The 23,279-nt window shown below is 67.5% G+C and carries 23 protein-coding genes; 8 read left to right on the top strand and 15 right to left on the bottom strand.

The genetic code is table 11. The features are described from left to right. Positions 1-175: 175 nt before the first annotated feature. The 6 genes from AB0C34_RS16545 to AB0C34_RS16520 all read right to left on the bottom strand — a co-directional run bounded on the left by AB0C34_RS16545 (position 176) and on the right by AB0C34_RS16520 (position 5,042). Complete coding sequence (locus AB0C34_RS16545) at positions 176-1,207, bottom strand: zinc-dependent alcohol dehydrogenase family protein (RefSeq protein WP_357072804.1); 1,032 nt, start codon at positions 1,205-1,207, stop codon at positions 176-178. A 75-nt stretch (positions 1,208-1,282) separates the two neighbouring features. Next, positions 1,283-2,083: a family 1 encapsulin nanocompartment shell protein gene (locus tag AB0C34_RS16540; protein ID WP_357072801.1), complete on the bottom strand. Its 801-nt coding sequence runs from the start codon at positions 2,081-2,083 to the stop codon at positions 1,283-1,285. After that, positions 2,080-3,138, bottom strand: coding sequence for a Dyp-type peroxidase (locus AB0C34_RS16535; protein ID WP_357072798.1), 1,059 nt, complete (start codon positions 3,136-3,138; stop codon positions 2,080-2,082). The genes AB0C34_RS16540 and AB0C34_RS16535 overlap by 4 nt, the downstream gene beginning before the upstream one ends. Before the next feature lie 51 nt (positions 3,139-3,189). Further along, on the bottom strand, positions 3,190-3,516 hold the full coding sequence (locus AB0C34_RS16530) for a cupin domain-containing protein (protein WP_357072795.1): 327 nt from the start codon (positions 3,514-3,516) through the stop codon (positions 3,190-3,192). Positions 3,517-3,717: 201 nt separating this feature from the next. Continuing rightward, positions 3,718-4,218 (bottom strand): dihydrofolate reductase, encoded by a 501-nt coding sequence (locus tag AB0C34_RS16525; protein ID WP_357072792.1) that lies wholly within the window; start codon positions 4,216-4,218, stop codon positions 3,718-3,720. Continuing rightward, positions 4,215-5,042 carry a thymidylate synthase gene (locus tag AB0C34_RS16520; RefSeq protein WP_357072789.1) on the bottom strand — a complete coding sequence of 276 codons (828 nt, stop codon included), beginning with the start codon at positions 5,040-5,042 and terminating at the stop codon, positions 4,215-4,217. The genes AB0C34_RS16525 and AB0C34_RS16520 overlap by 4 nt, the downstream gene beginning before the upstream one ends. Before the next feature lie 44 nt (positions 5,043-5,086). Here AB0C34_RS16520 and cobF point away from each other — a divergent pair, with 44 nt between their 5' ends. Both cobF and AB0C34_RS16510 read left to right on the top strand, forming a co-directional pair. After that, complete coding sequence (cobF, locus tag AB0C34_RS16515; RefSeq protein WP_357072786.1) at positions 5,087-5,830, top strand: precorrin-6A synthase (deacetylating); 744 nt, start codon at positions 5,087-5,089, stop codon at positions 5,828-5,830. Positions 5,831-5,895: 65 nt separating this feature from the next. Continuing rightward, positions 5,896-6,765 (top strand): DNA-formamidopyrimidine glycosylase family protein, encoded by an 870-nt coding sequence (locus tag AB0C34_RS16510; RefSeq protein WP_357072784.1) that lies wholly within the window; start codon positions 5,896-5,898, stop codon positions 6,763-6,765. Between the two features lie 7 nt (positions 6,766-6,772). On the opposite strand, the gene AB0C34_RS16505 is transcribed toward AB0C34_RS16510, so the two are convergent. Genes AB0C34_RS16505 through AB0C34_RS16490 form a run of 4 tightly spaced genes read right to left on the bottom strand, consistent with a single transcriptional unit; the run spans position 6,773 to position 11,367 of the window. Continuing rightward, positions 6,773-8,284 (bottom strand): carboxylesterase/lipase family protein, encoded by a 1,512-nt coding sequence (locus tag AB0C34_RS16505; RefSeq protein WP_357072781.1) that lies wholly within the window; start codon positions 8,282-8,284, stop codon positions 6,773-6,775. Positions 8,285-8,297: 13 nt separating this feature from the next. Beyond that, positions 8,298-9,734: an NAD(P)/FAD-dependent oxidoreductase gene (locus AB0C34_RS16500; RefSeq protein ID WP_357072778.1), complete on the bottom strand. Its 1,437-nt coding sequence runs from the start codon at positions 9,732-9,734 to the stop codon at positions 8,298-8,300. Positions 9,735-9,742: 8 nt separating this feature from the next. After that, positions 9,743-9,988 (bottom strand): DUF2630 family protein, encoded by a 246-nt coding sequence (locus AB0C34_RS16495; RefSeq protein WP_357072775.1) that lies wholly within the window; start codon positions 9,986-9,988, stop codon positions 9,743-9,745. Beyond that, complete coding sequence (locus AB0C34_RS16490) at positions 9,985-11,367, bottom strand: PLP-dependent aminotransferase family protein (RefSeq protein ID WP_357072772.1); 1,383 nt, start codon at positions 11,365-11,367, stop codon at positions 9,985-9,987. Before AB0C34_RS16490 ends, AB0C34_RS16495 begins: the two co-directional genes overlap by 4 nt. A gap of 81 nt (positions 11,368-11,448) precedes the next feature. Here AB0C34_RS16490 and AB0C34_RS16485 point away from each other — a divergent pair, with 81 nt between their 5' ends. Continuing rightward, complete coding sequence (locus AB0C34_RS16485; protein WP_357072769.1) at positions 11,449-12,141, top strand: pyridoxamine 5'-phosphate oxidase family protein; 693 nt, start codon at positions 11,449-11,451, stop codon at positions 12,139-12,141. A gap of 120 nt (positions 12,142-12,261) precedes the next feature. Further along, positions 12,262-12,384, top strand: a complete 123-nt coding sequence (locus AB0C34_RS16480; RefSeq protein ID WP_357072766.1) for a hypothetical protein — start codon at positions 12,262-12,264, stop codon at positions 12,382-12,384. A 151-nt stretch (positions 12,385-12,535) separates the two neighbouring features. Here AB0C34_RS16480 and AB0C34_RS16475 read toward each other — a convergent pair whose 3' ends face one another. The 3 genes from AB0C34_RS16475 to AB0C34_RS16465 form a co-directional block, all read right to left on the bottom strand. Then, positions 12,536-13,237 carry an MspA family porin gene (locus tag AB0C34_RS16475; RefSeq protein WP_357072764.1) on the bottom strand — a complete coding sequence of 234 codons (702 nt, stop codon included), beginning with the start codon at positions 13,235-13,237 and terminating at the stop codon, positions 12,536-12,538. Between the two features lie 248 nt (positions 13,238-13,485). Continuing rightward, positions 13,486-14,721, bottom strand: a complete 1,236-nt coding sequence (locus tag AB0C34_RS16470) for a hypothetical protein (RefSeq protein ID WP_357072762.1) — start codon at positions 14,719-14,721, stop codon at positions 13,486-13,488. 14 nt (positions 14,722-14,735) lie between these two features. After that, positions 14,736-15,497 carry a crotonase/enoyl-CoA hydratase family protein gene (locus AB0C34_RS16465; RefSeq protein WP_357072758.1) on the bottom strand — a complete coding sequence of 254 codons (762 nt, stop codon included), beginning with the start codon at positions 15,495-15,497 and terminating at the stop codon, positions 14,736-14,738. A 64-nt stretch (positions 15,498-15,561) separates the two neighbouring features. On the opposite strand from AB0C34_RS16465, the gene AB0C34_RS16460 reads away from it, so the two are divergent. From AB0C34_RS16460 to AB0C34_RS16450, 3 genes are all read left to right on the top strand, one after another. Beyond that, on the top strand, positions 15,562-16,212 hold the full coding sequence (locus AB0C34_RS16460) for a TetR/AcrR family transcriptional regulator (RefSeq protein WP_357072755.1): 651 nt from the start codon (positions 15,562-15,564) through the stop codon (positions 16,210-16,212). Next, positions 16,199-17,818 (top strand): acyl-CoA dehydrogenase family protein, encoded by a 1,620-nt coding sequence (locus tag AB0C34_RS16455; RefSeq protein WP_357072752.1) that lies wholly within the window; start codon positions 16,199-16,201, stop codon positions 17,816-17,818. The genes AB0C34_RS16460 and AB0C34_RS16455 overlap by 14 nt, the downstream gene beginning before the upstream one ends. A gap of 61 nt (positions 17,819-17,879) precedes the next feature. Further along, the gene (locus AB0C34_RS16450) at positions 17,880-18,563 is read left to right on the top strand and encodes a nucleoside/nucleotide kinase family protein (protein WP_357072749.1); all 684 of its coding nucleotides are present in this window, start codon (positions 17,880-17,882) and stop codon (positions 18,561-18,563) included. Between the two features lie 464 nt (positions 18,564-19,027). Here the strand turns inward: AB0C34_RS16450 and pgi are convergent, their stop codons facing one another. Then, positions 19,028-20,665 carry a glucose-6-phosphate isomerase gene (gene pgi / locus AB0C34_RS16445; RefSeq protein ID WP_357072746.1) on the bottom strand — a complete coding sequence of 546 codons (1,638 nt, stop codon included), beginning with the start codon at positions 20,663-20,665 and terminating at the stop codon, positions 19,028-19,030. Positions 20,666-20,984: 319 nt separating this feature from the next. Between pgi and AB0C34_RS16440 the strand changes: the two genes are divergently transcribed. Next, entirely contained in the window at positions 20,985-22,439 is a 1,455-nt protein-coding gene (locus AB0C34_RS16440) for an NAD-dependent succinate-semialdehyde dehydrogenase (RefSeq protein WP_357072744.1), read from the top strand. A 320-nt stretch (positions 22,440-22,759) separates the two neighbouring features. Here the strand turns inward: AB0C34_RS16440 and AB0C34_RS16435 are convergent, their stop codons facing one another. Beyond that, positions 22,760-23,053, bottom strand: a complete 294-nt coding sequence (locus AB0C34_RS16435; RefSeq protein ID WP_357072741.1) for a chorismate mutase — start codon at positions 23,051-23,053, stop codon at positions 22,760-22,762. Positions 23,054-23,279 lie beyond the last annotated feature (226 nt).

Here is a 23,279-nt window from a genome sequence, read left to right as displayed (position 1 = left end):
GTCGATTTCCCATCGGTGGCCGACGCACGCGTCGAACTGCAGCCAGGTGGCCTCGCTCGTGGCGCGACTCGGTGATCCTGATGCCGTCCACCTCCGCAATACACCGAACTCGTCGAGCTACTGCGCTGGCTCGGACATTCCGATACGGCAGTGTCCGCTCGTGGACCGACGAGTGTCAGTCGATGTCGATCACGATCTTGCCGCGAGCAGTGCCGCTCTCCACGATCGCATGCGCGTCCGCGACCGTGTCGAGCGTGAAGCGCCTGGGGTCGAGCAAGGGCGCGAGCGATCCAGCGTCGGCGAGGGTTGCCGCCGCACGCATGATTTCCCCGTGATGCTCCCGCCCCTGGCCCGTCAGCATGGGCAACAGGGTGAAAACACCCGAATAGGTGGCTGCGCGGAAGGAAAGGGGGGCCAGGCTATGGGTACCCCAGCCCAGGGCGCTCAGGACGTGGCCGGTGTGCGTGCGCGCCGCGGCGAAGGAGGCATCGAGCACAGGACCGCCGACCGTGTCGAAGATGACATCGAAGCCGTCGCCGCCGGTGTATTCGGCGACGTACTCGTCCACGGCTGTGGTTGTGTAGTCGATCGGCGTGGCCCCCAGGCGCTCAACGACCTGCAAGCGCGAGGGCGACACGGTGGCGAAGACTTCGGCGCCGCGAGCACGTGCGATCTGAACGGCCACATGGCCGATACCACCGGCGCCCCCGTGCACGAGAACCTTCTGGCCCGCATGGACCTGCGCCCGGTCGACCAAGCCCTCCCACGCCGTGATGACCACCAGGGGCAGTGCCGCGGCCTCGCGCATGGTGAGCGAGGTCGGTTTACGGGCAATCAGACGAGCGTCGAGGGCCGCGTACTCGGCGAGTGAGCCCTGCAGATCACCGACGCCACCGGTCATGCCGTAGACCTCATCGCCGGATGCGAACTCGGTTACCCCCGCGCCGACCCGTTCGACCACGCCGGCCAGATCCAAGCCGAGTACGGCCGGCAGCTTGCTCTTGGCGTGCGGCGCCTTGCCGGCTCGAATCTTGGTGTCCAGCGGGTTGACACCGCTGGCCTGCACCTTGACCAGCACCTGGCCCCGCCCGGCGGTGGGTTTGTCGATCTGGCTCAGGATCAGCGGAGTGTCGAACTCTTGTAGGACCACTGCGCGCATGATGTGCGCCTCTTCCTGTTTGTCGGTGGATACGGTTTCCTTCGACAAGCCACATCACTGCAGCTCACAGGGCATCTCGATCCACATTCTCACGACTGCGAAATGCCGTCGGTGGATCCGGGTTCAGGCCGTGAGTGCGACCGCGGCCTCGGCGGTGTAGGCCAGGAAGGTCAGGCTTTCCTGAAAGTACAACTGGACGGTCGCCACGTCGTGCGACAGATATCCGATGGATACGTCCTGGCCGACGCGTAGATCGAAGTCGCCGCCGCGGGTCGTGAGCACGATCGCGCCGGTAATGGCGGGCGCCCAGACGATCTCGCCCTCCGGGATCAGGCGTTCGATGTGGGTGCGGATCGGATGCCCGTGGTCGGAGGTCTCGCTGACCTGGGTGAACAAGTCTGCGCTGAGCAGTACCGAGTATGGCCCGTCGACACCGGCCAACCGTAGTGCGCTCAACGCCTGGGCGACCGCTTCGGGGACCAGTCGGGGGTCGCTGGGCAAGGCGACCGGCTGATTGGACGAACTCGCCCGTATTCCGGTGATGTTCGCTGCCGGGTATCCCTCGAAGATCGTGCGGTCTTCGGCGAACGCGATCTTTTTCGCGGCGTCCTTCACCGCGTCCAGATCGGTGTCCTTGGCGCCGCGCTCGACGTTGTCGAGTTCCTCGCGCGACAGCGTGAACGGCACCCGCAGTTCCACCAAGGGCGCGACCACGCGCTGGCGGGCCAGCACGCCGTCGTCGGGTGCCGCGATCGGTGTCGTGTGACCGGTACCTGCCGCGGAGTAGTCGGTGCCGTGCGGGCCGGACAGGTCGACGACGCGGCGGCCCGCGATGTGCCGCTTGAACGTGCGCTTCGACTCCTCCTCGATGGCCGCCCATGCCTCGGAGGTGACCGGCGCGAGTTCGCGATGCAGGTTGTTCATTGCCGAGTGCTCCTTTTCAACGTGCCGATACCGAGGGTGCCGTCACCGGTCAGCGTGGCAGCACCGGCCAGCACCGCCTGCTCGACGGCGTCGGTGCCGAGGGATTCCATGGATTGCCCGACATCCGACGGGGCGGGCGGAAGATCGTCGAGGAAATCGACGGTCGGTGCGAAGAACGAGGTGCCGGTGACGGCGACGGAGAAGTCGAGGATGCGGTCGTACGCGGCATCCTCGGTGCCGACGAACATGCGCGTGAGCATGCGTTCGGTAACGCTCGGTGTGGCCGCGTACGCGATGTAATAGGTGCCGAATTCGCCGTCGCGCACGCTGCCGAAGGGCATGTTTCCGCGCAGGATCTTGCGCTCGGTGCCGTCCGGATCGACGAGGGTGTTGACCGCGACATGCGAGTTGGCGGGTTTGTCCTCGTCGGAGAACTCGAAGTCGTCCAGCTTGGTCCGGCCGATCACGTGTTCCTGCTCCTCGACCGACAGGGCGTTCCAGTCCGCCAGCGGGTGCGTGTACTTCTGCACGATGACGTAGCTGCCGCCGGTGAACACCGGGTCCTCGTCACCGACAAGTGCCGCGGAGACCGCCGCGGGGCCCTCCGGGTTCTCGGTGCCGTCGACGAAACCGAGCAGGTCGCGTTGCTCGAAGTAGCGGAAGCCCGCCGTCTCGTCGACAATCGTGGCCGCGCCTTCGAGTTCCCGGCCGATGGCCATGGCCAACTCGAAGCAGGCGCCTTGCGACTCGGCCTTGATGTGGAACAACAGGTCGCCCGGCGTCGCGGGCGCGCAGTGGCGCGCACCGACGAAGCCTGGGAACTCGTGCAGCTCGGCGGGCCTCGGTCCGGCGAACAGCCGGTCCCACGCCGCGGAACCGATCGAGGTGATGCAGGCGAGTCCGGCGCCCGGTAGCCGGAACCCCACCGAACGGCGCAGACCGGCGATGTCGGCGAGCAGATCGCGTACCGCCGCTTCGCCGCCGTCGTCTATGGTCGCGACCAGGAAGAGCGCGGTCGGCGCGAGCGGTTCGAGGATCGGCTGCGGCTCACCCATGATCGACACCCTAGTGCCCGGCTCGCTCGACCGATACGCATGATGTGGCTGTTATTTGGCCACTGTCAGCAGGAAGGCGACATCGTCGACGGCCTTGACGCTGTGGCGTGCCTTGGGCACCACGATCAGGTCGCCCGCCGAGCCCTTCCATTCGTCGGTGCCGCTGATCAAGGTCAGCGTGCCGCTGAGCACCAGCAGGGTGGCATCGCCGGCGTTGTCGTGCTCGGCCAGGCTCTGCCCGGCCGACAGGCCGACCACCGTCTGCCGTAAAGAATGCGTGTGGCCGCCGTAGATGGTTTGTGAACTGCGTCCACTCGTGGCGGCAGCAGCCAACTTCAGTTGTTGGCGCGCGACCGCAGTCAGCGATTTCTTGTCCATGGACCGCCTTTCACAGATCACCACAGCCGATGCCGGGCTGGTGGCAACGGCTTCAGGCGTTCGGACGAACGAGGGTCCGTCCGGCCCATATCGAGGAGTATGCCTGAGACCGTCGCGGCGCGGGTCGTGTTCGACCACCCCGCACGCAGTCGGGCGTGTTCGACCTGGTCGACCGGATCTGCGCGGCGTGGCGGTCGCCGATCAGGTGGTCCGCCCTCGGGTGTAGTGCCGGACGCGAAAGCGAAGGCCGGTCTTGGAGGTACGCCAGGGTTCCGGTTCGTCCGGTGTCCATTCCGGTCCGACCAGCGGTGCGTAGGCGTCACCGTCGACGGTGGTGTCGATCTCGGTGACCCGCAGATCGGTCGCGAAATCCATGGCGGCGCGGTAGATTTCGCTGCCACCAGCGACCCATACCGTGTCGGAAGCGCACCGTGCCAGCGCCTCGGGCACCCCTGCGGCGCGTTCGGCCCCCTCGGCCGTCCAGTCGGTCTGCCTGGTCACCACGATATTGCGGCGCCCGGCCAGCGGACGAAATTTCGGCGGCAGCGAATCCCAGGTCCGCCTGCCCATCACCACGGGGTGGCCCCAGGTGACGTCCTTGAAGTTCGCCAGGTCCTCCGGTACGCGCCAGGGGATGCTGTTCTGGTAACCGATCACCCCGTCGCGAGTCTGCGCCCAGATCAGCCCGATGGTGCGGCTCACACCGCCACCGCGGCCTTGATGGCCGGATGATGCTGGTAACCGACCACTTCCACGTCCTCGTAGCGGTAGTCGAACAGGGTCGGCGCGGGCCGCAGCCGGAGCGTCGGGAACGGAAAGGGGTCGCGGCCGAGCTGCTCGGTGACCTGCTCGAGGTGGTTGTCGTAGATGTGACAGTCGCCGCCGGTCCAGATGAAGTCCCCGGGTTCGAACTCGGTCTGCTGCGCGACCATGTGGGTGAGCAGCGCGTAACTGGCGATGTTGAACGGAACACCGAGGAACAGATCGGCACTGCGTTGATAGAGCTGGCAGGACAGTTTGCCGTCGGCCACGTAGAACTGGAAGAACGCATGGCAGGGAGCCAGCGCCATCTTGTCCAGTTCCGCCACGTTCCATGCGGAGACGATGATGCGCCGAGAATCGGGGTTGGTGCGCAGTGTGTGCAGCACCTGGGCGATCTGATCGATGTGGGTGCCGTCCGGTGTCGGCCACGACCGCCACTGTGCGCCGTAGACCGGGCCGAGTTCGCCGTTCGCGTCGGCCCATTCATCCCAGATCGAGACGCCGTGTTCGCGCAGCCAGCCGACGTTGGAGTCGCCGCGCAGGAACCACAGCAACTCGTAGATGATCGACTTGAGGTGGACTTTCTTCGTGGTGATCAGTGGGAAGCCCGTGGTGAGGTCGTAGCGCAACTGGTGGCCGAAGATGCTACGGGTACCGGTCCCGGTGCGGTCTGCCTTTTTCGTGCCGGAGGTGAGTACCAGACGAAGCAGGTCCTCGTACTGGCTATCGGGGGCGGAAGCCGGATGGAGCGAGTCAGGGGCCACACCTGCCAACTCTAGTCTTCCGCCGACCTGGCAAGCTCGCGGCCATGCGCAAGCTCTACGTGATCGGCATCGGCGCCGGCGACCCCGACCAGGTCACCGTGCAGGCCGTCAAGGCGATGCGGCGAGTGGAGGCGTTTTTTGTCATCGGCAAGGGCGAGGCCGCGCAGGAGTTGATCGACGTACGGACCGCGATCCTGGCCGAGCACATGGACCGGCCGTACCGGATCGTGCCGATCGCCGACCCGCCGCGTGATCGCCGACCCGCCGACTACGCGGGCGTCGTAGCGGATTGGCACGCTCGCAGGTCCGCGCTGCTGGAATCGGCCTTCGCCGAGGTGGATGGGGTCGGTGGCATTCTGGTGTGGGGTGATCCGGCGCTGTACGACAGCACCCTTCGGATGATCGAGCGGGTGCTCGCGCGCGGCGAGGTGACCTTCGACTACGAGGTGATCCCCGGGGTCACCAGCGCACAGGCACTGGCCGCACGACATCGCGTGGTTCTGCACGACATCGGCGAATCGGTGCACATCACCACCGGTCGTCGGCTGCGCGAAGAGGGGCTCGCCACACCCAACGCGCTGGTCATGTTGGACGGTGACTGCGCGTTCACCGCGATTTCGGGCGATGACGTGCACATCTGGTGGGGCGCCTACCTCGGGATGCCCGACGAGACGCTGATCGAGGGCCCGCTGCCCGCGGTGCGGGACGAGATTGTGCGCCGCCGCGCGGAACTGCGTGCCCGCAAGGGCTGGATCATGGACAGCTATCTGCTGCGCCGCGGCGGATAGCCGGCCTGGTCGCGGCGGTGCGGCGGAACCCGCAGGTTGTCGGTAGGTCTGGGTAGTCTTGACGCGTGCCCGAGCTACCGGAAGTGGAGGCGTTGGCGCAGTTCCTCCGGGAACACGCGGTCGGCGCCGTGGTGGGGCGTGTCGACGTGGCCGCGCTGAGCGCGGTGAAGACGTTCGATCCTCCGGTCACCGCGCTGTCCGGCCGGGACGTGACGGGAGCGGGCCGATGGGGGAAATTTCTCGGTATGGAATGCGGTGGGTTGTGGCTCGTGACGCATCTGTCGCGCGGTGGGTGGCTGCGCTGGATCGACGAACCCAGCCCGACCCCGCCTAAACCGGGCGGTAAGAGTCCGCTGGCGCTTCGGGTGCATTTCTTCACCACGGAGGGCGCGACACCTGCCTTCGACCTGACCGAGGCGGGCACGAAGAAGCGCCTGGCGGTGTATATCGTCGAGGACCCCAAGCTGGTACCCGGCATCGCTCGGCTCGGCCCCGACGCGCTCGAGCTGACCGAAGCGCAGTTCGCGGAGATTCTGCACGGCACTTCGCAACGGATCAAGACCGCCATTGTCGACCAGTCGTTGCTGGCGGGTATCGGAAACGCCTACTCGGACGAAATTCTGCACACGGCGCGGATCTCACCATTCGCGAACACGAAGACTTTGGCCCCGGACAAGGTCGCCGAACTGTACTCGGCCATGGGTGCCGTGCTCACCGACGCGGTGCGGCGGTCGGTCGGCCAGGACGCCGCCCGGCTCAAAGGTGAGAAGCGTTCCGGTATGCGGGTGCACGCCCGGACCGGGCTTGCCTGCCCGGTCTGCGGCGACGCCGTCCGCGAGGTCTCCTACGCCGAGCGGTCGTTCCAGTATTGCCCCACCTGTCAGACCGGTGGCAAGGTGCTCGCCGACCGGCGGATGTCCCGGCTGCTGAAGTAGTGGCGGCTCAGACCAGGGTGGGCGCCCGGACACCTTGCCAGGCAAGGCGTTTCGCCGTCTCCGGGTCGTGTTCCAGTCGGGTGGGGTAGTCGATGATCAAGGTGGTCCTGCGCTCCGCGGTATAGGCGGGCCACGAGGGCAACGGTGTGCCGGAGCGGGCGAACGCCAGCCAGTTGTCCTGAAACTGGTCGGTGACCGCGAGCAGCCCGCGTCGACCGCCGGCGGCGGTGAGGGTGCGGCCGAATGGGGAGTCCGCCGCACCGAAGACCGGGATGAGGTCGCTCGCATGGGTGGCGCCGAGCCCGGCGAGATGCAGTGCGCGCGGCGCGAAGTCGTAGCGATAGGCGTAGGTCGGCGCGTGCCGGCTATGGCCTTCCATCACGGTCACCGAAGGACGCCAGAACGTGAAATCGCCGCCGGCGCGCACCGCGGCCTTCGAGCGCGGATAACCGGAGTACGCCGCGGCGATCCGGGATTCGGCGTTGTCACCAGAGCCGGCGAGTGCGGTGCGTAGCCGCTCCGGGCTGGTCGGCAATTCATCGATGAACCGCGCGAACAGCGTGCCTTCGTCCCGGGTCGTTCCGATGATCAGCGGCACCCGGTGCGCGGTGCCCGCGCTGATCGCGTCGATCGGTGCGCGCGGAAGGTAATCACCGTCCACCACCGGACATGCGGGATACAGCCCCGGCTGTTCGCGCAGCACCTGGTTGATGGTGCGGTCGACCGCGCGGCGGATGTCATTGGCGCCCGCGGTGCGTAGTGCGGTAGTGGCGGTGTCCGGTGTGGCGCCGAGCGCCGCGACGCAGCGGCGGGCGAAGACGCGTGCCTCGTCGGCGGTCACCGCCCAGTCGGCGGGCGCGCTCTGCGCGATGGCCCGATGGAACAGGCCGTTCGCCGCGGGCGTGGTGAGCAGGGTGAGGACGGCGTGCGCGCCCGCCGACTCGCCGAAGATCGTCACGTTGTCCGGGTCTCCGCCGAACGCCGCGATGTTGGTGCGCACCCACTCCAATGCGGCCACTTGGTCGCGCAGTCCGAGATTGGTGTCGAACGGGTGTTCCGGCGTGCCGAACTCGCTGAAGTCGAGGTAACCGAACGCGCCCAGGCGGTAGTTCAGCGAAACCACCACGGCGTCGCCGCGCAGTGCCAACCGCGACCCGGAGTACAGCGCCAGCGCGGACGTGCCGGTGAGGTAGCCGCCGCCGTGGATGAAGAGCAACACCGGGCGCGGGACCGCGGACGGCCGCGTAGGCATAGTGACATTCAGTGTCAGCGCGTCTTCGCTGGTCGGCTGGAAGCTACGCGGTCCGGTCCTTGCGCCGGAGCGGTGCTGCATCGCCGCGGAGGTGAATGCGGTGGCCTGGCGAACACCGGACCATGGGTCGACCGGTCGCGGGGCGCGAAATCGCAAGTCTCCCAGCGGAGGAGCCGCGTAGGGAATGGAACGCCAGCGCGACACGCGGTTGCCACGGCGTCCGCGGACGACTCCGTCCGCGGTCGTGATATCTCTCGTTGCCACCATTCACCGATGGTAGCTACGCGCGCCGCTGCTCCAATAGACGCAACCAGAATTCGCTCACGGCCGGAAATGCCGGCACCGCGTGCCACATCGTCGCGAGCGGTACCCGGCCGACCACCGCGATCGTCGCCGCGTGCAGCTGTTCGCCCACGTCCGGCCCGACGAACGTGGCGCCGAGCAGTGTGTCGGTGGCGCTGTCGACGACCAGTTTCGCGTGGCCCGCGTAGTCGTCGCGGGTCAGGGACGATCCGGCCACCACGATGTCGAGTTCCACCGTCTCGACTGCGTGGCCCGCTGCCCTGGCCGCCGCCTCGGTCAGCCCGACGGAGGCGACCTCGGGTGCGGTGAACACCACCTGCGGCACCTTGCCGTGGTCGGAACTCGCGAAAAACTTCCCGTCGTCCAGCGGCCGGCCCTCAGCCCGTGCCGCGATCACGTCGCCGCACACTCTGCCCTGGTACTTGCCCATATGTGTGAGTGCCACGCGCCCATTCACATCGCCGACGGCGTACAACCACTCGCCCGTGACCCCGCCTACGGTGAGATGGTCGTCGACCGTGACATAACCGCCGGGTAGGCCGACCGTGGCCAGTCCCAGCCCCGCACTGGTAGGCGCACGTCCCGCCGCGACCACGATCTCGTCGACAACGATCTCCGACTCTCCCTCCGCGCTGCGCAACCGGACCGTGGCGGGACCGCCGTGGATCCAGCCCTCTCCGGTGGCCACGGCTGCCGGACGCTCGACTGCGGTCGGTTCGGTGCCGAACCGCACCCGCACGCCCGCCTGGGTGAGCGTCGCGGCCACCCGCTCACCCGCGAACTGTTCGGCCGAGGCAAGGACGGCGGAGCCGCGCACGAGCATGGTGACCTCGGCGCCCAGTGCGGCCAGCCACGTCGCCGCCTCGCAGGCCACCACGCCACCGCCGACCAGGGCGACTCGGCGCGGGACCTCATGCAGATTGGTGACGTCGCGGGAGATCCACGGCAGCGCCGCGCGCAGGCCGGGCACATCGGGGACGTTGGCGGTGGTCCCGGTGGCCAGCACTACCGCGTGCCTGGCGCGCAGCTGCCGCCCGTCGACCTCGACCAGGCGCTCCCCGGTCAGCCGGCCCGCGCCGCGCACGACCTCGATATGACTGTGCCGGGCCCAGTCGACCTGCGACGAGTCGTCGTGGTCGTGCACGAACGCGTCACGTCGGCGCAGCACGGCCGCCACATCGAGTCCGGTGGCGGAGACACCCGGCATGGTTCGTGCGGCCGCCAGCACGTGGCCCGGCCGTAAGAGCGCTTTGCTGGGGATACAGGCCCAGTACGAACATTCGCCGCCGACGAGCTCGCGCTCGACGATGGCTGCGGTGCGGTCGCTACCCGCGATGGCGTAGGCGGCGGCATTCTCGCCGGCCGGCCCGCCACCGATCACGATGACGTCGTACTCGGTTGGTGTACTCGACATGGCGGCGGCTACTGCAGGTAGCCCTCGACCTGCGACACCGAATTGGCTTGGACTCCGTCGGACGACTCGCCCGAGTCGGCCCGTGCCCTGCGATGCCGTAGCAGGTCCCAGGCCTGATCCAGCATCACTTCGAGTTCGGCCAGACGCTGGCGTTCGGTCTTGGGATCCAGTTCACCATTGGTTGCCTGCGAGCGCAGCTTGTGCTCCTGGTCCACCAGATCCTTGATGCGCGCCAAGATGTCCTGTTCGCTCATGCGGACCATGCTACGGGCCGGCTCAGGCAATCGGCGGCGATCGGGACCGCGGCGACCAGGTCTGACCAGGACAGGGCGGTGTAGCCGAGTGCGACGCCGAAGTGGCCGCGGCGGGGCCCGAGATGGTGTCGGGCCAAGCCGTCGAGTGCGATGCCGCGTGTCTGTGCCGCCGCGACAACGCGATCCTCGGTCTGCGCCGAGTCCACCGGGACGACGACATGAGAACCGGCGTCGTCGCCGACGACGTCGAGCCCACGCCGGCCCAGTTCGGTCACCACCAGCGCGCGACGGGGTGGCAGCGCGCGGCGCAGCCGGCGTAGGTGCCTGGCCAGATCGCCGTGCGCGGCGAAGGCCGCGAGCACCTGCTGGCCCGCCGGACTCGGGCTGGTTCCGGTCCGCTCCCGATGAGTGAGCACTGCCTCGGCGATCTCGGGTGCGGCGAGCAGCCAGCCGACGCCGAGACTCGGGGACAGAATCTTGCTCGTCGTGCCGAGGTGGACCACGACATCCGGAGCCATGGTGGCGAGCAGTGGCAGCGGTGCGGCATCGTAGCGCAATTCGCCGTCATAATCGTCTTCCAGCACGACGATTCCGGATCGGCGCGCGTGCTCGACCAACTCCACCCTGCGGGCTGCCGGCATCCGCGCGCCGAGCGGAAACTGGTGTGCCGGTGTGCAGTACACGGCCTTTGCCTTCGGCGGCACCAAGTCGACACGCAAGCCGTGCTCGTCCACCGGAACCGGAAGAACCTGGACCCCGACTGCGGCGAACGCTCCGGCCGCTCGCTGATAGCCCGGGTCCTCCATCGCGACGACATCACCCGGGCGCAGCAGGGCGGCGGCCAGTTCGGCTACGGCGGAACTGGTTCCGGCTGTGGCGAGCAGCACGGTGTCGCTTCCCGCGCCGAGGCCGCGGTGGCGTAACAGGTGCTCGATCACCGCTGCGCGAAATTCCGGTTCGCCTGCCCGGTCCTTGCGCACCAGCGGAGCGTGATCGGCGGCGGACCGCCAAGCCCGGCGCCACGCGGCCGGATCCATGGCTTCGGCGCACGGAGCGCCGGGGCCGAGGTCGAACAGCCGAGGTGTGCCGTCGGTGCTACCGGTTACCGCGTCGCGCGCGGGTATTACGGCCGGGGCGGTGGTCAGATAGGTGCCGGACCCGCGCCTGCCGTTGATCCAGCCCTCCGCGTGCAACTGGTCGTAGGCAGCGGCCACCACGGTGCGGCTCACGCCGAGCCGATCGGCCAACGAGCGGGAGGACGGCAACCGGTCGCCGCTGCGCAGCAGTCCGGTTGCGGCCGCGCGCCGCAGCCCGTCGGCGACCTGCATCGAGAGCGGTTCTGGCAGCTCTCGATCGAGGGCTAGCGGCAGGTCGAGCACGGGACACCTCGCATAGTGGCCTGAGAAAATATCGTTGGATTGGCACTTCGATAATGCCATTGAGGGACCGATGCTGAGCATATGACCGAATCAGCCAGCTCACGGCCTCCGCTGTCTCCGACACCGCGCAGCACACTTAACCGATTGCGGGACCGTGCTCGGACCGATCGGGCCGACCTGGACGCGGTGCTCGACGCCGGGCTCGTCTGCCATCTCGGTGTGCTGCTCGGCGGGGCGCCGGTGGTGCTGCCGACCGCCTACGGGCGCGACCGAGACACGCTCTACCTCCATGGCTCGACTGGTGCGGGAAACCTGCGCGCGGCCATCGCGTCGGACGTCTCGGTCGCGGTCACGCTGGTCGACGGCGTGGTCTACGCACGCTCGGCCATGCACTTCTCGATGAACTATCGCTCCGCGGTGGTACTCGGTCGTGCCGTCGAGGTCACCGAACCCGCCGAGCGGATCCACGGGCTGCGGGTGGTTGTCGAACACGCCGCACCAGGCGCCTGGTCACGGGTGCGCTCGCCGAGCGCCAAGGAACTCGCCGCGACGATGGTGCTCGCCCTCGATCTCACCGAGGCGTCGGTGAAGATCCGCGTGGGCGATCCCCAAGACGACCCGGCCGATATCGAGGCGGGCGGGGTATGGGCCGGCGTGCTACCGGTGCGTCGAATGTGGGGCGCACCGGTCGACTCCGGCGACCTGGCACCCGGCATCGCCGTTCCATCCGACGTACTCCGGCGGACCGAACCCGGTTTGATTCAGGTGCGCTGATCGGTAGGTCCCAATCCCGGTGTGACGTCCACCGTGCGGCCGCACGGTCGCTTCCCGGCTCACCGTGAGTTCGGCCGCCGATGGGGCGTGCTTTCCCGTCGATCGAGGCCGAGTCGACGAATGGCGGGCATCGTTTCGGTCGGGTTCGTCATCGAGCCCACAGCGGAGATCACCGCGACGGTGCCGAGCCGGTCGCTGGCTTCGGCCGTGTACGGGATCGGCCTCCGCGTCGCCGAATCGTGATCGGACCATCGGAGGTCGCGGATCGTAAAGTGTTGATGCGCAGCAGTTATGGATCGCCGCATGCGCCTGTCGATCTGCCGGGGCGTGGGGGAATGGCTATGGACCGTCTCGCATCCCGGTCGAACGCTCGGCTGGGTGCCGCAGTCGCGTTTCAGAACACGAATTGATTTCCGTAACCCGTCGTCTGCAAAGAGCCGTTCCGTGCGTCGGCACGGACGGTGATGAATGGTATCGCCGAGGCCTGCGGGATACACGAGCTGACATTCAACGGGGAATTGTTGTGGGCGAACGTGTAAGGGAACTCCGCATCCTCATCCAGGAGCGCCGCGCCGATAATTACGGCGGTCACAGTGCCGGGGGCCAGAGTCACGTCCAGTTCGAACTCCATGTTCGCCTCGGCACCGATGGTGGGCTGGACACCGACGCTGCCGCCGATGGTGACGCTCGGCGGAGCGTCCATCTCCAGATTGAGGGCCCCGTCGAGGCTGACGAAGGGTGTGATCGAGGCGTTGACGCCGACACCCGGGGCGATACCTATCGTGAAACCATTGGAAAGGTCCACGGCGCAGCCGATCAGATACCCGACACCGATCAGTCCGCTACGCAGCGACGAGACTCCGTCGAGGAGGACCGAGAAGTCTCCGGACACCTTGACCGAGTGCGCGAAAGGTATGAATGGGACATCTCCGCCGGCGGGTACGGCAGCGTTCGAATTCACCGCCGCGATCAGATGCAATCCGCCTGCACTGATTTCCCCCGGCTCCGCGCTGGCCGTCGTGTCGGCGACAGTGCCGGTGGCAGCCACCAGCATTGCGGTGAGCACGGCCAGGAAACGCGAATGCTTGCGGTTCATCACGCTCCAGTCGAGTGGTCGTCGAAACGGAAGTTCACGCGCGGCCTCGCACCCAACGATCGTCATGGATTGTGTTCGGCGGGTGTGGACTGGCACTTTACCGTCAGGTCCAGCTCAGCGAGAGTAATCGCTGCGGTCCGGCGAGTTGCCGACACGATCGGCCACGGTGCTGGTAAGGATCGTGTCGACCATCGAGTCCGGCCTGTCTGCGCACGGTTCGACAACGGCGATGACCTCGTGCGCCGACCTCACCACGCGTATGCCGACAGCCCGACTGAGGTTGTCGTGCGCAGCGCCAATGCGCGTAGCGCGGCGGCGGATTCGATGCGCGCCGGGTCCAGGCTGACCAGGCTGAGCACATAATCGTCACCGATGCGGCACAGGTAGCCGGAAAGTCTGGTGCGCGGCAGTTGTGCAGCGGTGAGATCGGGATGGATGGCGCGGGCGGCGACGCCGGTGCAGCGGTGCGGACCCAGGGCCCGCAGCGTGGCGGGCAATGTTCCGATATTGGAGCACAGGATGTCTCGCTCACCCGCGCCTCTGGACAACGCATGGGCCCAGCGGTCCGGGATCACCTGGAGTAGTTCCTCAGGGATACCGCCGGGTGCGTGGATCCGCCGCTCGTAGGCGGATCTGGCCGATGCGCGGATTGTCGCGGGGGTGTCGCCGCGGACGACCGCGATCTCCGTCATGGCGAGGTCGTTGTCGACCTGGGGTTCGTCGCGGGTGTCGACGGGAAGGCTGGCTTCGATGGTGTTGTTCGGAAATCCGCTGTGCCACAGTATGGTCGCGACGAGCTGGATGAACAGACTGTTGGCCGTACCGCCGGTGGTCGCGGCGACCCGATCCCACTCCGGGGCCGGGCATTGCAGGATCGCACTGTGCGTGACCGGTCCGGTGGGTATCGCCGGCTCCGGCGCCCGAGTCGTGGCGGCGGGGTTGCGGGGAATGCCGCGACGGATCGCGGCAGCGGTGCCGCGCAGAACAATCGACCATTGGCGCAAGGCATCGAACCAATCCGAGTCGCTCGCCCCCGATCCCGACACCTCCGGGTGGGGACTACCCAGCGCTCGGTCCACGGCGAGCACCAGCGCGCGGCCGTCGGCAAGGGCGTGCGAGCACGTGAGGGCGATGATCGAGCCGCCATTGGTCAACCTGGCGCTCGAAAGGCGCCACCCTGGACCGAATTCCGGGTCGAGGTCGCTGCCCTGTGCGTCGGCCCAGTCCAGTAGAGCTGTGTCGGACAGCACGACCTCGGTGCTTACGAGCTGATGGGCGCGGGTGTTGCGCTGCCAGGACCGGCGGGCGCCGGGTACCCGCGGCCGACTCACCCTGCGCCCCAGCGGTCCTGAACGAAGGGCGGAGTGCACCTGTGCCAACAGCGCTGGATCGACCCGGTCGGCGGTGCGCCACAGCCCTTGCAGGGCGATCGGGGTGCCCAGCCCGCGGTGGGTGCGCAGAAAGATCTCGTCGACGACGCTCATGCGTCCCATCGTGCTCAGGTGGGTGCGCCGTGTCGGCCCGCGCCCGACGCGAACCGCTGTGCGCCGTCGAGCGCACCGTTGTCCAGCGCTCGCAGCCCGTGCCGGAATTCGTTGCGCAGCGCGGACTCCTCGGTCATCCCGTCCTGCTCGAGCAGGGACATCCGATCCGAACGCAGGCAGGTCTGCGGCAGCGCGGCCAGCTCCGCGGCGAGTCCCTCCGCGGCGCTGCGGGCTTCGCCGGTCGGCACCACCCGGGTGACCAGTCCCATCTGCAGGGCCTCCTCGGCGCCAACCGGACGTCCGGTGAGCACCAGGTCCATGGCGCGGCCGGTGCCGATGAGGCGCGGCAGGCGAATGGTGCCGCCATCGATCAGTGGGACGCCCCAACGGCGGCAGAACACGCCGAAGGTACTGTCCCGCTCCGCGACACGCAGATCGCACCACAGTGCCAACTCGAGCCCACCCGCCACGGCGAACCCGGAGACCGCGGCGATCACCGGTTTGGACAGCCGCATCCGGGTCGGTCCCATCGGCCCGTCGCCGTCCTCGGTGGCCTGGTTGGACCGCTCGGTGCCGAGGCTTTTCAGGTCGGCTCCCGCGCAGAAGGTCCCGCCGTCACCCCACAGGACAGCGACTGCCGCCGCTGGGTCGGCGTCGAACTCACGGAACGCGTCGGCCAACGCGGCCGCGGTCGGTCCGTCGACGGCATTGCGTGCCTCGGGGCGGTGCAGGATCACCGTCGTCACGGGGCCGTTGCGTTCGATCAGTACGGTCACGCGCTCGACCATACGCCGTAAAAGCGCCCTTGTTGAAGAAATGAATCGATGGTTCACTTCTTGTATGGCCTACCGCAGAACTCCCGCCGTGCAGGCCCGCCTGGACGCACAAGCGGGGCTGATCCTGCAGGCCGCGACGAAAGTCCTGTCCCGTGGCGGGTACGCGGCGCTGTCCATGGCGGCGGTCGCGGCCGAGGCGGGCGTAGCCACCGGCACGGTCTACAAGAATTTCAACAGCAAGACCGACCTGATCAGCGCGGTCTTCCGCAAGGTGGTCGCTGGTGAGGTCGCGGCGGTGGCCGAGGCCGGCGCCGTCGGGACGGCGGTCGAGCGGGTGACCGCCGCGGTGGAGACCTTCGCCGGTCGTGCGTTGAAGAACCCGCAACTGGCCTACGTGCTGCTTGTCGAACCGGTCGACACCGTCGTCGACAGCGAACGGTTGACCTTCCGGCTCGCCTTTGCGGAGGTGTTCGAATCGGCAGTGGCCGACGGGGTTTCCCGGGGTGAACTGCCGCCGCAAGACTCGAAGCTCAGCGCGGCCGCCTTGGTCGGCGCGCTGGGCGAAGTGCTGGTCGGCCCGCTGGCCGACGCGTCACAGGGGGAATCCGTCGTCCCCGAACTAGTCGCTTTCGCTGTGCGCGCGCTGGGGGTGCGTGCGGACCCGGGCGTACTCGGCGCTCGGTCGGAACAAGGAGTGTCATATGCGGACACATGAAGTCTTCAACCAGGTACCCGACATCGTTCCGTTCGACGTCTCGCGCAATCCCGCGTTGATCGAGGGGCTGCACCGGGAAGGTGCGGGCTGGGCGGAACCGGAGGTCCGGGAGCTCGGTGCGCTCGCGGGTGGGTCCGAGGCGCAGGAATGGGGCAGGCTGGCCAATGAGTACCCACCAGTGCTGCGCACCCATGATCGCTACGGCCGTCGTATCGACGAGGTCGAGTTCCATCCGCACTGGCACAAGTTGATGCAAGTCGCGGTCGAACACGGCCTGCACGGCACGCCGTGGCTGGAGGACCGTCCTGGCACGCACGTGGCACGCGCCGCGAAGTTCTACACCTGGGGCGTTGCCGACGCGGGCCACACATGTCCGATCTCGATGACCTATGCGGTGGTGCCCGCGCTGCGGCACAACGCGGATCTGGCGGCGACATACGAACCGTTGCTCGGCTCCCGCATCTATGACTTCGGTCTGCGAGAACCGTCCACCAAAGCCGGACTCATCGCGGGCATGTCGATGACCGAGAAGCAGGGCGGCTCGGACGTCCGCGCCAACACGACCACCGCGACCCCGCGACCGGATGGTTCGTACCGGATCGTGGGACACAAGTGGTTCACCTCGGCACCGATGTCGGACATGTTCCTCACGCTGGCGCAGGCACCCGGTGGCCTGTCCTGTTTCCTGCTGCCCCGGGTGCTGCCGGATGGCAGCCGCAATCCGATTCGGATCCAGCGGCTCAAGGACAAACTGGGCAACAAGTCCAACGCGTCCGCCGAGATCGAGTACGAGAACGCCACCGGCTGGCTGGTCGGCGCGGAGGGCGCCGGCATCAAAACCATCATCGAGATGGTGAATGTCACCAGGATGGACTGCGTGATCGGCTCGGCCACCGGTATGCGGGTCGGCGCGGTCTACGCGGTGCACCACGCCAGGCATCGGAAGGCGTTCGGCGCCGCACTGATCGACCAGCCCGCTATGCGCAACGTGCTCGCCGACCTGGTGATCGAATCCGACGCCGCGACCACCGTGATGATGCGCCTGGCCGGTGCCACCGACCGGGCCACGCAGGACCCGGCCGAAGCGGCGCTGCGGCGCATCGCGTTGGCGGTCACCAAATACTGGGTATGCAAGCGGGCGCCCGCGCACGCGGCCGAGGCACTGGAATGCCTGGGTGGCAATGGCTATACCGAGGAGTCCGGTATGCCTCGGCTGTACCGGGAGGCGCCGCTGATGTCCATCTGGGAAGGCTCGGGCAACGTCGCGGCGCTGGATGCTCTGCGCGCCATGGGTCGTCAACCCGATACCGTCGAGGCGTACTTCAACGAGGTGTCGCTCGCCAAGGGCGAGAACCCGCGACTGGACGACGCGATCGCCCGGGTGGGCAAGGAACTGTCCGACCTCGACAACATCGAATACCGAGCGCGGCGCGTCGTCGAGTTGATGGCACTCGTGCTGCAGGGCGCACAACTGGTCCGGCACGGCCACCGAGCCGTCGCCGACGCTTTCTGCGCCACCCGGCTCGGCGACGACTGGGGCATCGCGTTCGGCACATTGCCGGTCGGGGTGGATACCGGCGCCATCATCGAGCGCGCGTTCGTCTGACAAACTTCTCGTCGTGTTCTGCCGCCGTGATGTGCAGGTCACAAGGCGGTATGGTGCGGCGGTGGCTGGGGAATTCGCTGAGAGACCGGTGGACCGGTTGGCGCGGCGGGTGTTGGATCGGGTCGGCCGAGGCCGGTATCTCGTGGGTATCGCGGGTCCGCCCGGAGCGGGCAAGTCGACATTGTCGGCTTTGTTGCGGAAGGCGATCGATGCCGAGGCGGGGGCGGCCGTCGCCGAGATCGCGCCGATGGACGGCTACCACCTGACAAACGACGTGTTGTGTGCCAGGGGAAGTTTCGCGCGCAAAGGGGAACCGGACACCTTCGACGTTGCGGGATACGTGGCTGGCCTGCATCGGCTGCGCAGCACGCCGGTCGGAGAACCAGTCGCCTGGCCGACGTTCGACCGAACCATCGACGCGCCGGTACCCGATGGTGTGGTGTTCGACCAGCAGTCCATCGTGCTCACCGAGGGCAATTATCTGTTGCTGGACGACTTCGAGGGCCGGATGTGGTCGGCGGTGCGAACCCTGCTCGACGAATGCTGGTACCTGGACGCGCCGCGAGAAGTGATCGAAGATCGCCTGCTGCGCAGGCATATCGGTGGTGGCCGCACACCGGCGGCCGCGGCGACGAAGGTGCGCGACAGCGATCTGCGCAACGCGGACCTGATCGCGACGACCAGGGCACGCGCCGATCTGATACTGCGCGAGAATTGCGGACGTTACTCGGTCGCCGAATGCTGAGGGATGCTCATCGCACAACATTCCTCAGCGGCGGGAGCTCCACCTACCACCGGTCGAGTGAAGTAGCGGTGTCGCGGAAAGTGGGTGTAAATGTTCGAAGTCGAGGTGCGGCAAACGGGCCCAGCCGTATGTGGACAGTGCCGCGGCTGTTGATCGTGCAGCGCGAGCACCTGGGCCGGTTCGTGCTGCCCCGTGCTCGATGGTCGAGCAGATGCGCCGGATCACCGACACCGCGACCGCGACCAGCCGCAAGACCCGCCGAGGCGGGTGTTGGGGGCGCCCGTTCCCAGTCGATCGAACTCACGCCGGGTAGTCCATGAATTCGGCGATGCGACCCAGGTCGACGCCGAGTTCGACTGCGCAGGACTTCCCGCTGAAGGCGACTTCGAAAACCGACGGTGGGCGGCTGGCGAGGCAGTCGACCGGGTGGGCAGTAGCGGCCGCTCAGCCGCACCCGGCCGATGTCAGCGATTCGCGCGGTACCAGCGGATGAGCGTGTCGGTGGACGAGTCATCCTGCGGCTCAGGTTCTTCCGCAGCGGTGAGCAATGGAGCGAGGGCGAGCGCTTGTTGCTTGCCGAGTTCCACGCCCCACTGGTCGAAGCTGTCGATGCCCCAGATGGTGCCCTCGACGAAGACTTGGTGCTCGTAGAGGGCGATGAGTTGGCCGACCACCGACGGGGTGAGTTGTGGCGCGAGAATGGTGGTGGTCGGACGGTTGCCCGGCATCACCTTGTGCGGCACCACCTTCGGGCCCGTGCCCTCGGCAGCTATCTCCTCGGCGGTTTTGCCGAATGCGAGCACTTTGGTCTGCGCGAACAGGTTACTCATCAGGATGTCGTGCATGCTGCCGGTGCCGTCGCGGGTAGGCAGGTCATCGGTGGGACGGGCGAACCCGATGAAATCGGCCGGCACCAGGCGGGTGCCCTGGTGCAGTAGCTGATAGAAGGCGTGCTGGCCGTTGGTTCCCGGTTCGCCCCAGAAGATCTCGCCGGTCGAGGTGGTGACCGGGGTGCCATCGGCGCGCACCGACTTGCCGTTCGACTCCATGGTCAGCTGTTGCAGGTAGGCGGGAAAGCGGCCGAGGTCGTTCGAATAGGGCAGCACCGCATGCGATTGCGCGCCGAAGAAGTTCGAGTACCAGACACCGAGCAGGCCGAGCAGCACCGGGGCGTTCGCCGCCAGCGGCGCGGACGCGAAATGCTGGTCCACCGTGTGCATTCCGGCGAGGAACTCCGCGAAGCGCTCCTTGCCGATCGTTGCCATCACCGAAAGCCCGATGGCCGAGTCCACCGAGTAGCGGCCGCCGACCCAATCCCAGAAGCCGAACATATTGGCGGTGTCGATGCCGAACTCCGCCACGCGGTCGGTGTTGGTGGACACCGCGACGAAGTGTTTGGCGACCGCCTCCGCGCCGAGCGCGGTGACCAGCCAGCGCCGAGCCGCGGTCGCGTTGGTCAACGTCTCCAGCGTGGCGAAGGTCTTGGAGGCCACGACGAACAGGGTGGTCGCCGGGTCGAGTCCGTCGAGCTTCGCGACCAGGTCCGCCGGATCGACATTCGAGACGAATCGGGCGCCGATACCCGCGTCGGCGTAGTGCCGCAGTGCCTGGTGCACCATCACCGGGCCCAGGTCCGAACCGCCGATGCCGATGTTCACGATCGTGGTGATGCGCTCCCCGGTCGCGCCGCGCCATTCCCCGGAGCGTACCGCGTCGGTGAACTCGCCCATTCGGCGCAGCACGTCATGCACCTCGGCGCCCGCGTCGACGCCGTCGATGGCCACGGTCTCGCCTTCGGGCATCCGCAACGCGACGTGGCCGACTGCGCGGTCCTCAGAGGTGTTGATGTGCTCGCCCCGGTACATCGCGTCTCTGCGTTCGGGCACGCCCGCCTCGTCCGCCAATTCGACGAGCAGATGCAGGGTTTCCCTGGTCACGCGGTGCTTGCTGTAGTCGATGTGCAGGTCGCCCACCCGGACGGTCAGTTCGCTGCCTCGGACCGGATCGTCAGCGAAGATCTCCCTCAGGTGTCGTCCGGAAACGGCGCCGTAGTGATCGTGCAGTTTCCGCCATGCCGCCGTCGCGGTGATGTCGCTGCTCACGTTCGCCGAGAGTACAAGCAGGCACCGCGGAGTGCACGAAAAGCCTTCGGAGAGTCGGGCGCCTGCCGCGTGCGTGATCTGAGGACTCGATGTCACACCGGGATTTCGCCGAGAGGGTCACGATGTGGTGTCGTCGTGCCGGTGCCGACTGTGCCGAGCCGACCAGTCTTGCTCCGGGTGCGATATTTCTGTTCCGAATCGTGCCGGTTTCGTGCGTGGAGTGTGCTATCGACCGAGCATCGACGGAATCGAGGGTGCTGATATGCGCCGCCGATGTCGCTCGACGGCGTCGATCGGGCAGGCCGCCTAGGCTTGCCCCATGGTGTCCGAACGTGAGGTTCTCGAATCCGTACCGAAGCGATTGTGGATCGGCGGACCCGTCGATGCCACTGGCGCAGGCACCTTCCCAGTGCACAATCCGGCGACCGGTGAGGTATTGACGCAGGTCGCGGACGCGACTCCGGAGGATGCCGTGCGTGCGCTGGACGCGGCCGTCGCGGTACAGGCCGAGTGGGCGGCGGTGCCCGCGCGTGATCGGGCCGAGATCTTGCGGAAGGTGTTCGAGCAGATCACCGCGCGCGCGGAGGAGTTCGCGCTGCTGATGACCCTCGAGATGGGCAAAGCCCTGCCGGAGAGCCGTAACGAGGTTCGCTATGGCGCCGAGTTCTTCCGGTGGTTCAGCGAGGAGGCTGTGCGGGTGCACGGGCGTTACCTGCACGCCCCGTCCGGCGCCGGTCGCATCATTGTGCACAAACAGCCGGTGGGCCCGTGCCTGGCGATCACGCCGTGGAACTTTCCGCTGGCAATGGGGACTCGCAAGATCGGCCCCGCGCTGGCGGCGGGCTGCACGATGATCGTCAAGCCCGCCTCGGCCACGCCGCTGACGATGTTGCTGCTGGCGAAGCTGTGCGGTGCGGCCGGTCTGCCCGACGGCGTGCTGTCGGTGATCACCTCCAGTCGATCGAGCGCGGTGACCAAGCCGCTGCTCGACGATCCTCGGTTGCGCAAGTTGACCTTCACCGGCTCCACCGAGGTCGGCAAGAAGCTGGTGGAGCAGTCCGCGAATGGGCTGCTGCGCACCTCGATGGAACTCGGTGGCAACGCGCCGTTCGTGGTGTTCGACGACGCCGACGTGGATAGCGCGGTCGCCGGGGCGCTTCTTGCGAAGCTGCGCAACGGCGGCGAAGCGTGCACGGCGGCCAATCGGTTCCATGTGCAGAGCGGCGTACTCGAGGAGTTCACCACCAAACTTGTCGAGGCAATGTCCAGCAGCGTGACGCTCGGACCGGGGACCGACCCTGCTACCACGCTCGGCCCGCTGATCAGCGAGGATCAGCTCAACACGGTCAGCGAACTGGTCGACGACGCCGTCACGGCAGGCGCTCGGGTGCGGCTCGGCGGCAAGGCGCCCGGAGGACCCGGCTGGTTCTACCCGGCGACCGTCCTCAGCGATATACCGGCGCGGGCCAGGATCCTGCGCGAGGAGGTGTTCGGCCCGGTCGCCCCGATTGTCGGATTCGAGACCGAGGCCGAAGGTCTGGCCGCCGCGAACGACACCGTATTCGGCTTGGTCAGCTACGTGTACACCCGTGACCTCGACCGCGCCTTGCGGATCGCCGAGGGGCTGGAGTCCGGGATGGTCGGCGTCAATCGCGGCGTCATCTCCGACCCCGCAGCCCCCTTCGGCGGCGTCAAGGAATCCGGCTTCGGTAGGGAGGGCGGCACCGAGGGTATCGAGGAGTATCTGTCCACCAAGTACATCGCCCTCACCTGACCACAGCCGCCCTGGCGCGCGAGCGGCTCGCACCGACCAAGGCAGATGCTCGATCACGCGGCACGATCGACTCCGGCGGGCACCGCTGACCGTCGAATATTTCGACACGGCTCAGGTGTGACCTCTGGACCGAGGTGGCAGCGGTCGGTGGTCGAGAGAAAGCCGGATGATGGTCCGCGAACATGGACAGGATCACGGCTGCGCGGACATGAAACGGCCGCCCCGGGGTCTGCACACCCGGGGCGGCCTTCTGGAATGCGACGGTCTTGCGATCGCCGCGGGGTTCGGGGGGCGAGCTCTACGGCCGGGAACAGGCCGAATCAGTGGCCGAGGCGGCCGCGGCCGAGGCGCAGCAGCAGCATGGCGAGGGTGTGACCTTCCTGGCCGAGTTCGCTGAAGCGCTCGAGCACCTTCATTTCCCGGGCGTGGACGAGCCGCGGCCCGCCGGACGCCATCCGCGTCCGGCCGATGATCCGGGAGACTTCCGTGCGGCGCTTGATGGCGGCGAGAATCTCGGCATCGAGGCGGTCGATCTCCTTGCGGAGTTGGTCGATCTCGGCCTCGGTCTGCGGCAGGGCGGAATCGGACCCGGCCGTCGTTGCAGGCGTGCTCATCATTCATCTCCTCGTGTCAGAACATGGATCGGTGCGTGCAGATGGCTCGTTACCGATCAGTTCTTTCACCGTGAAACAGACCTGGGGGCTTGTATCGTCCCCGCAAGAAAGGTGCGCTCAAGTATTGGCTCCGCATTCACGATATCCAGCGGGTGGCCGGACGGGAAGTGTCGTGAGAGTGCGGAACATGTCGCCAGTGTGCCATGGGGTGGGGGGTATGCAAAAC

Origin of the sequence: Nocardia sp. NPDC049220 (assembly GCF_040647855.1) — a bacterium.
Lineage (GTDB): Bacteria > Actinomycetota > Actinomycetes > Mycobacteriales > Mycobacteriaceae > Nocardia.
The sequence above is the reverse complement of the archived record's forward strand: the minus strand, read 5'-3'. Positions and strand labels throughout refer to the sequence as shown.

Coding starts and splice junctions, on each gene's coding strand:
- AB0C34_RS16540 (WP_357072801.1), bottom strand. CDS start 2,083: ATGAACAACCTGCATCGCGAACTCGCGCCGGTCACCTCCGAGGCATGG.
- AB0C34_RS16535 (WP_357072798.1), bottom strand. CDS start 3,138: ATGGGTGAGCCGCAGCCGATCCTCGAACCGCTCGCGCCGACCGCGCTC.
- AB0C34_RS16530 (WP_357072795.1), bottom strand. CDS start 3,516: ATGGACAAGAAATCGCTGACTGCGGTCGCGCGCCAACAACTGAAGTTG.
- cobF (WP_357072786.1), top strand. CDS start 5,087: ATGCGCAAGCTCTACGTGATCGGCATCGGCGCCGGCGACCCCGACCAG.
- AB0C34_RS16505 (WP_357072781.1), bottom strand. CDS start 8,284: ATGGTGGCAACGAGAGATATCACGACCGCGGACGGAGTCGTCCGCGGA.
- AB0C34_RS16500 (WP_357072778.1), bottom strand. CDS start 9,734: ATGTCGAGTACACCAACCGAGTACGACGTCATCGTGATCGGTGGCGGG.
- AB0C34_RS16495 (WP_357072775.1), bottom strand. CDS start 9,988: ATGAGCGAACAGGACATCTTGGCGCGCATCAAGGATCTGGTGGACCAG.
- AB0C34_RS16485 (WP_357072769.1), top strand. CDS start 11,449: ATGACCGAATCAGCCAGCTCACGGCCTCCGCTGTCTCCGACACCGCGC.
- AB0C34_RS16480 (WP_357072766.1), top strand. CDS start 12,262: ATGGCGGGCATCGTTTCGGTCGGGTTCGTCATCGAGCCCACAGCGGAG.
- AB0C34_RS16475 (WP_357072764.1), bottom strand. CDS start 13,237: ATGAACCGCAAGCATTCGCGTTTCCTGGCCGTGCTCACCGCAATGCTG.
- AB0C34_RS16470 (WP_357072762.1), bottom strand. CDS start 14,721: ATGAGCGTCGTCGACGAGATCTTTCTGCGCACCCACCGCGGGCTGGGC.
- AB0C34_RS16460 (WP_357072755.1), top strand. CDS start 15,562: ATGGCCTACCGCAGAACTCCCGCCGTGCAGGCCCGCCTGGACGCACAA.
- AB0C34_RS16455 (WP_357072752.1), top strand. CDS start 16,199: ATGCGGACACATGAAGTCTTCAACCAGGTACCCGACATCGTTCCGTTC.
- AB0C34_RS16440 (WP_357072744.1), top strand. CDS start 20,985: ATGGTGTCCGAACGTGAGGTTCTCGAATCCGTACCGAAGCGATTGTGG.
- AB0C34_RS16435 (WP_357072741.1), bottom strand. CDS start 23,053: ATGAGCACGCCTGCAACGACGGCCGGGTCCGATTCCGCCCTGCCGCAG.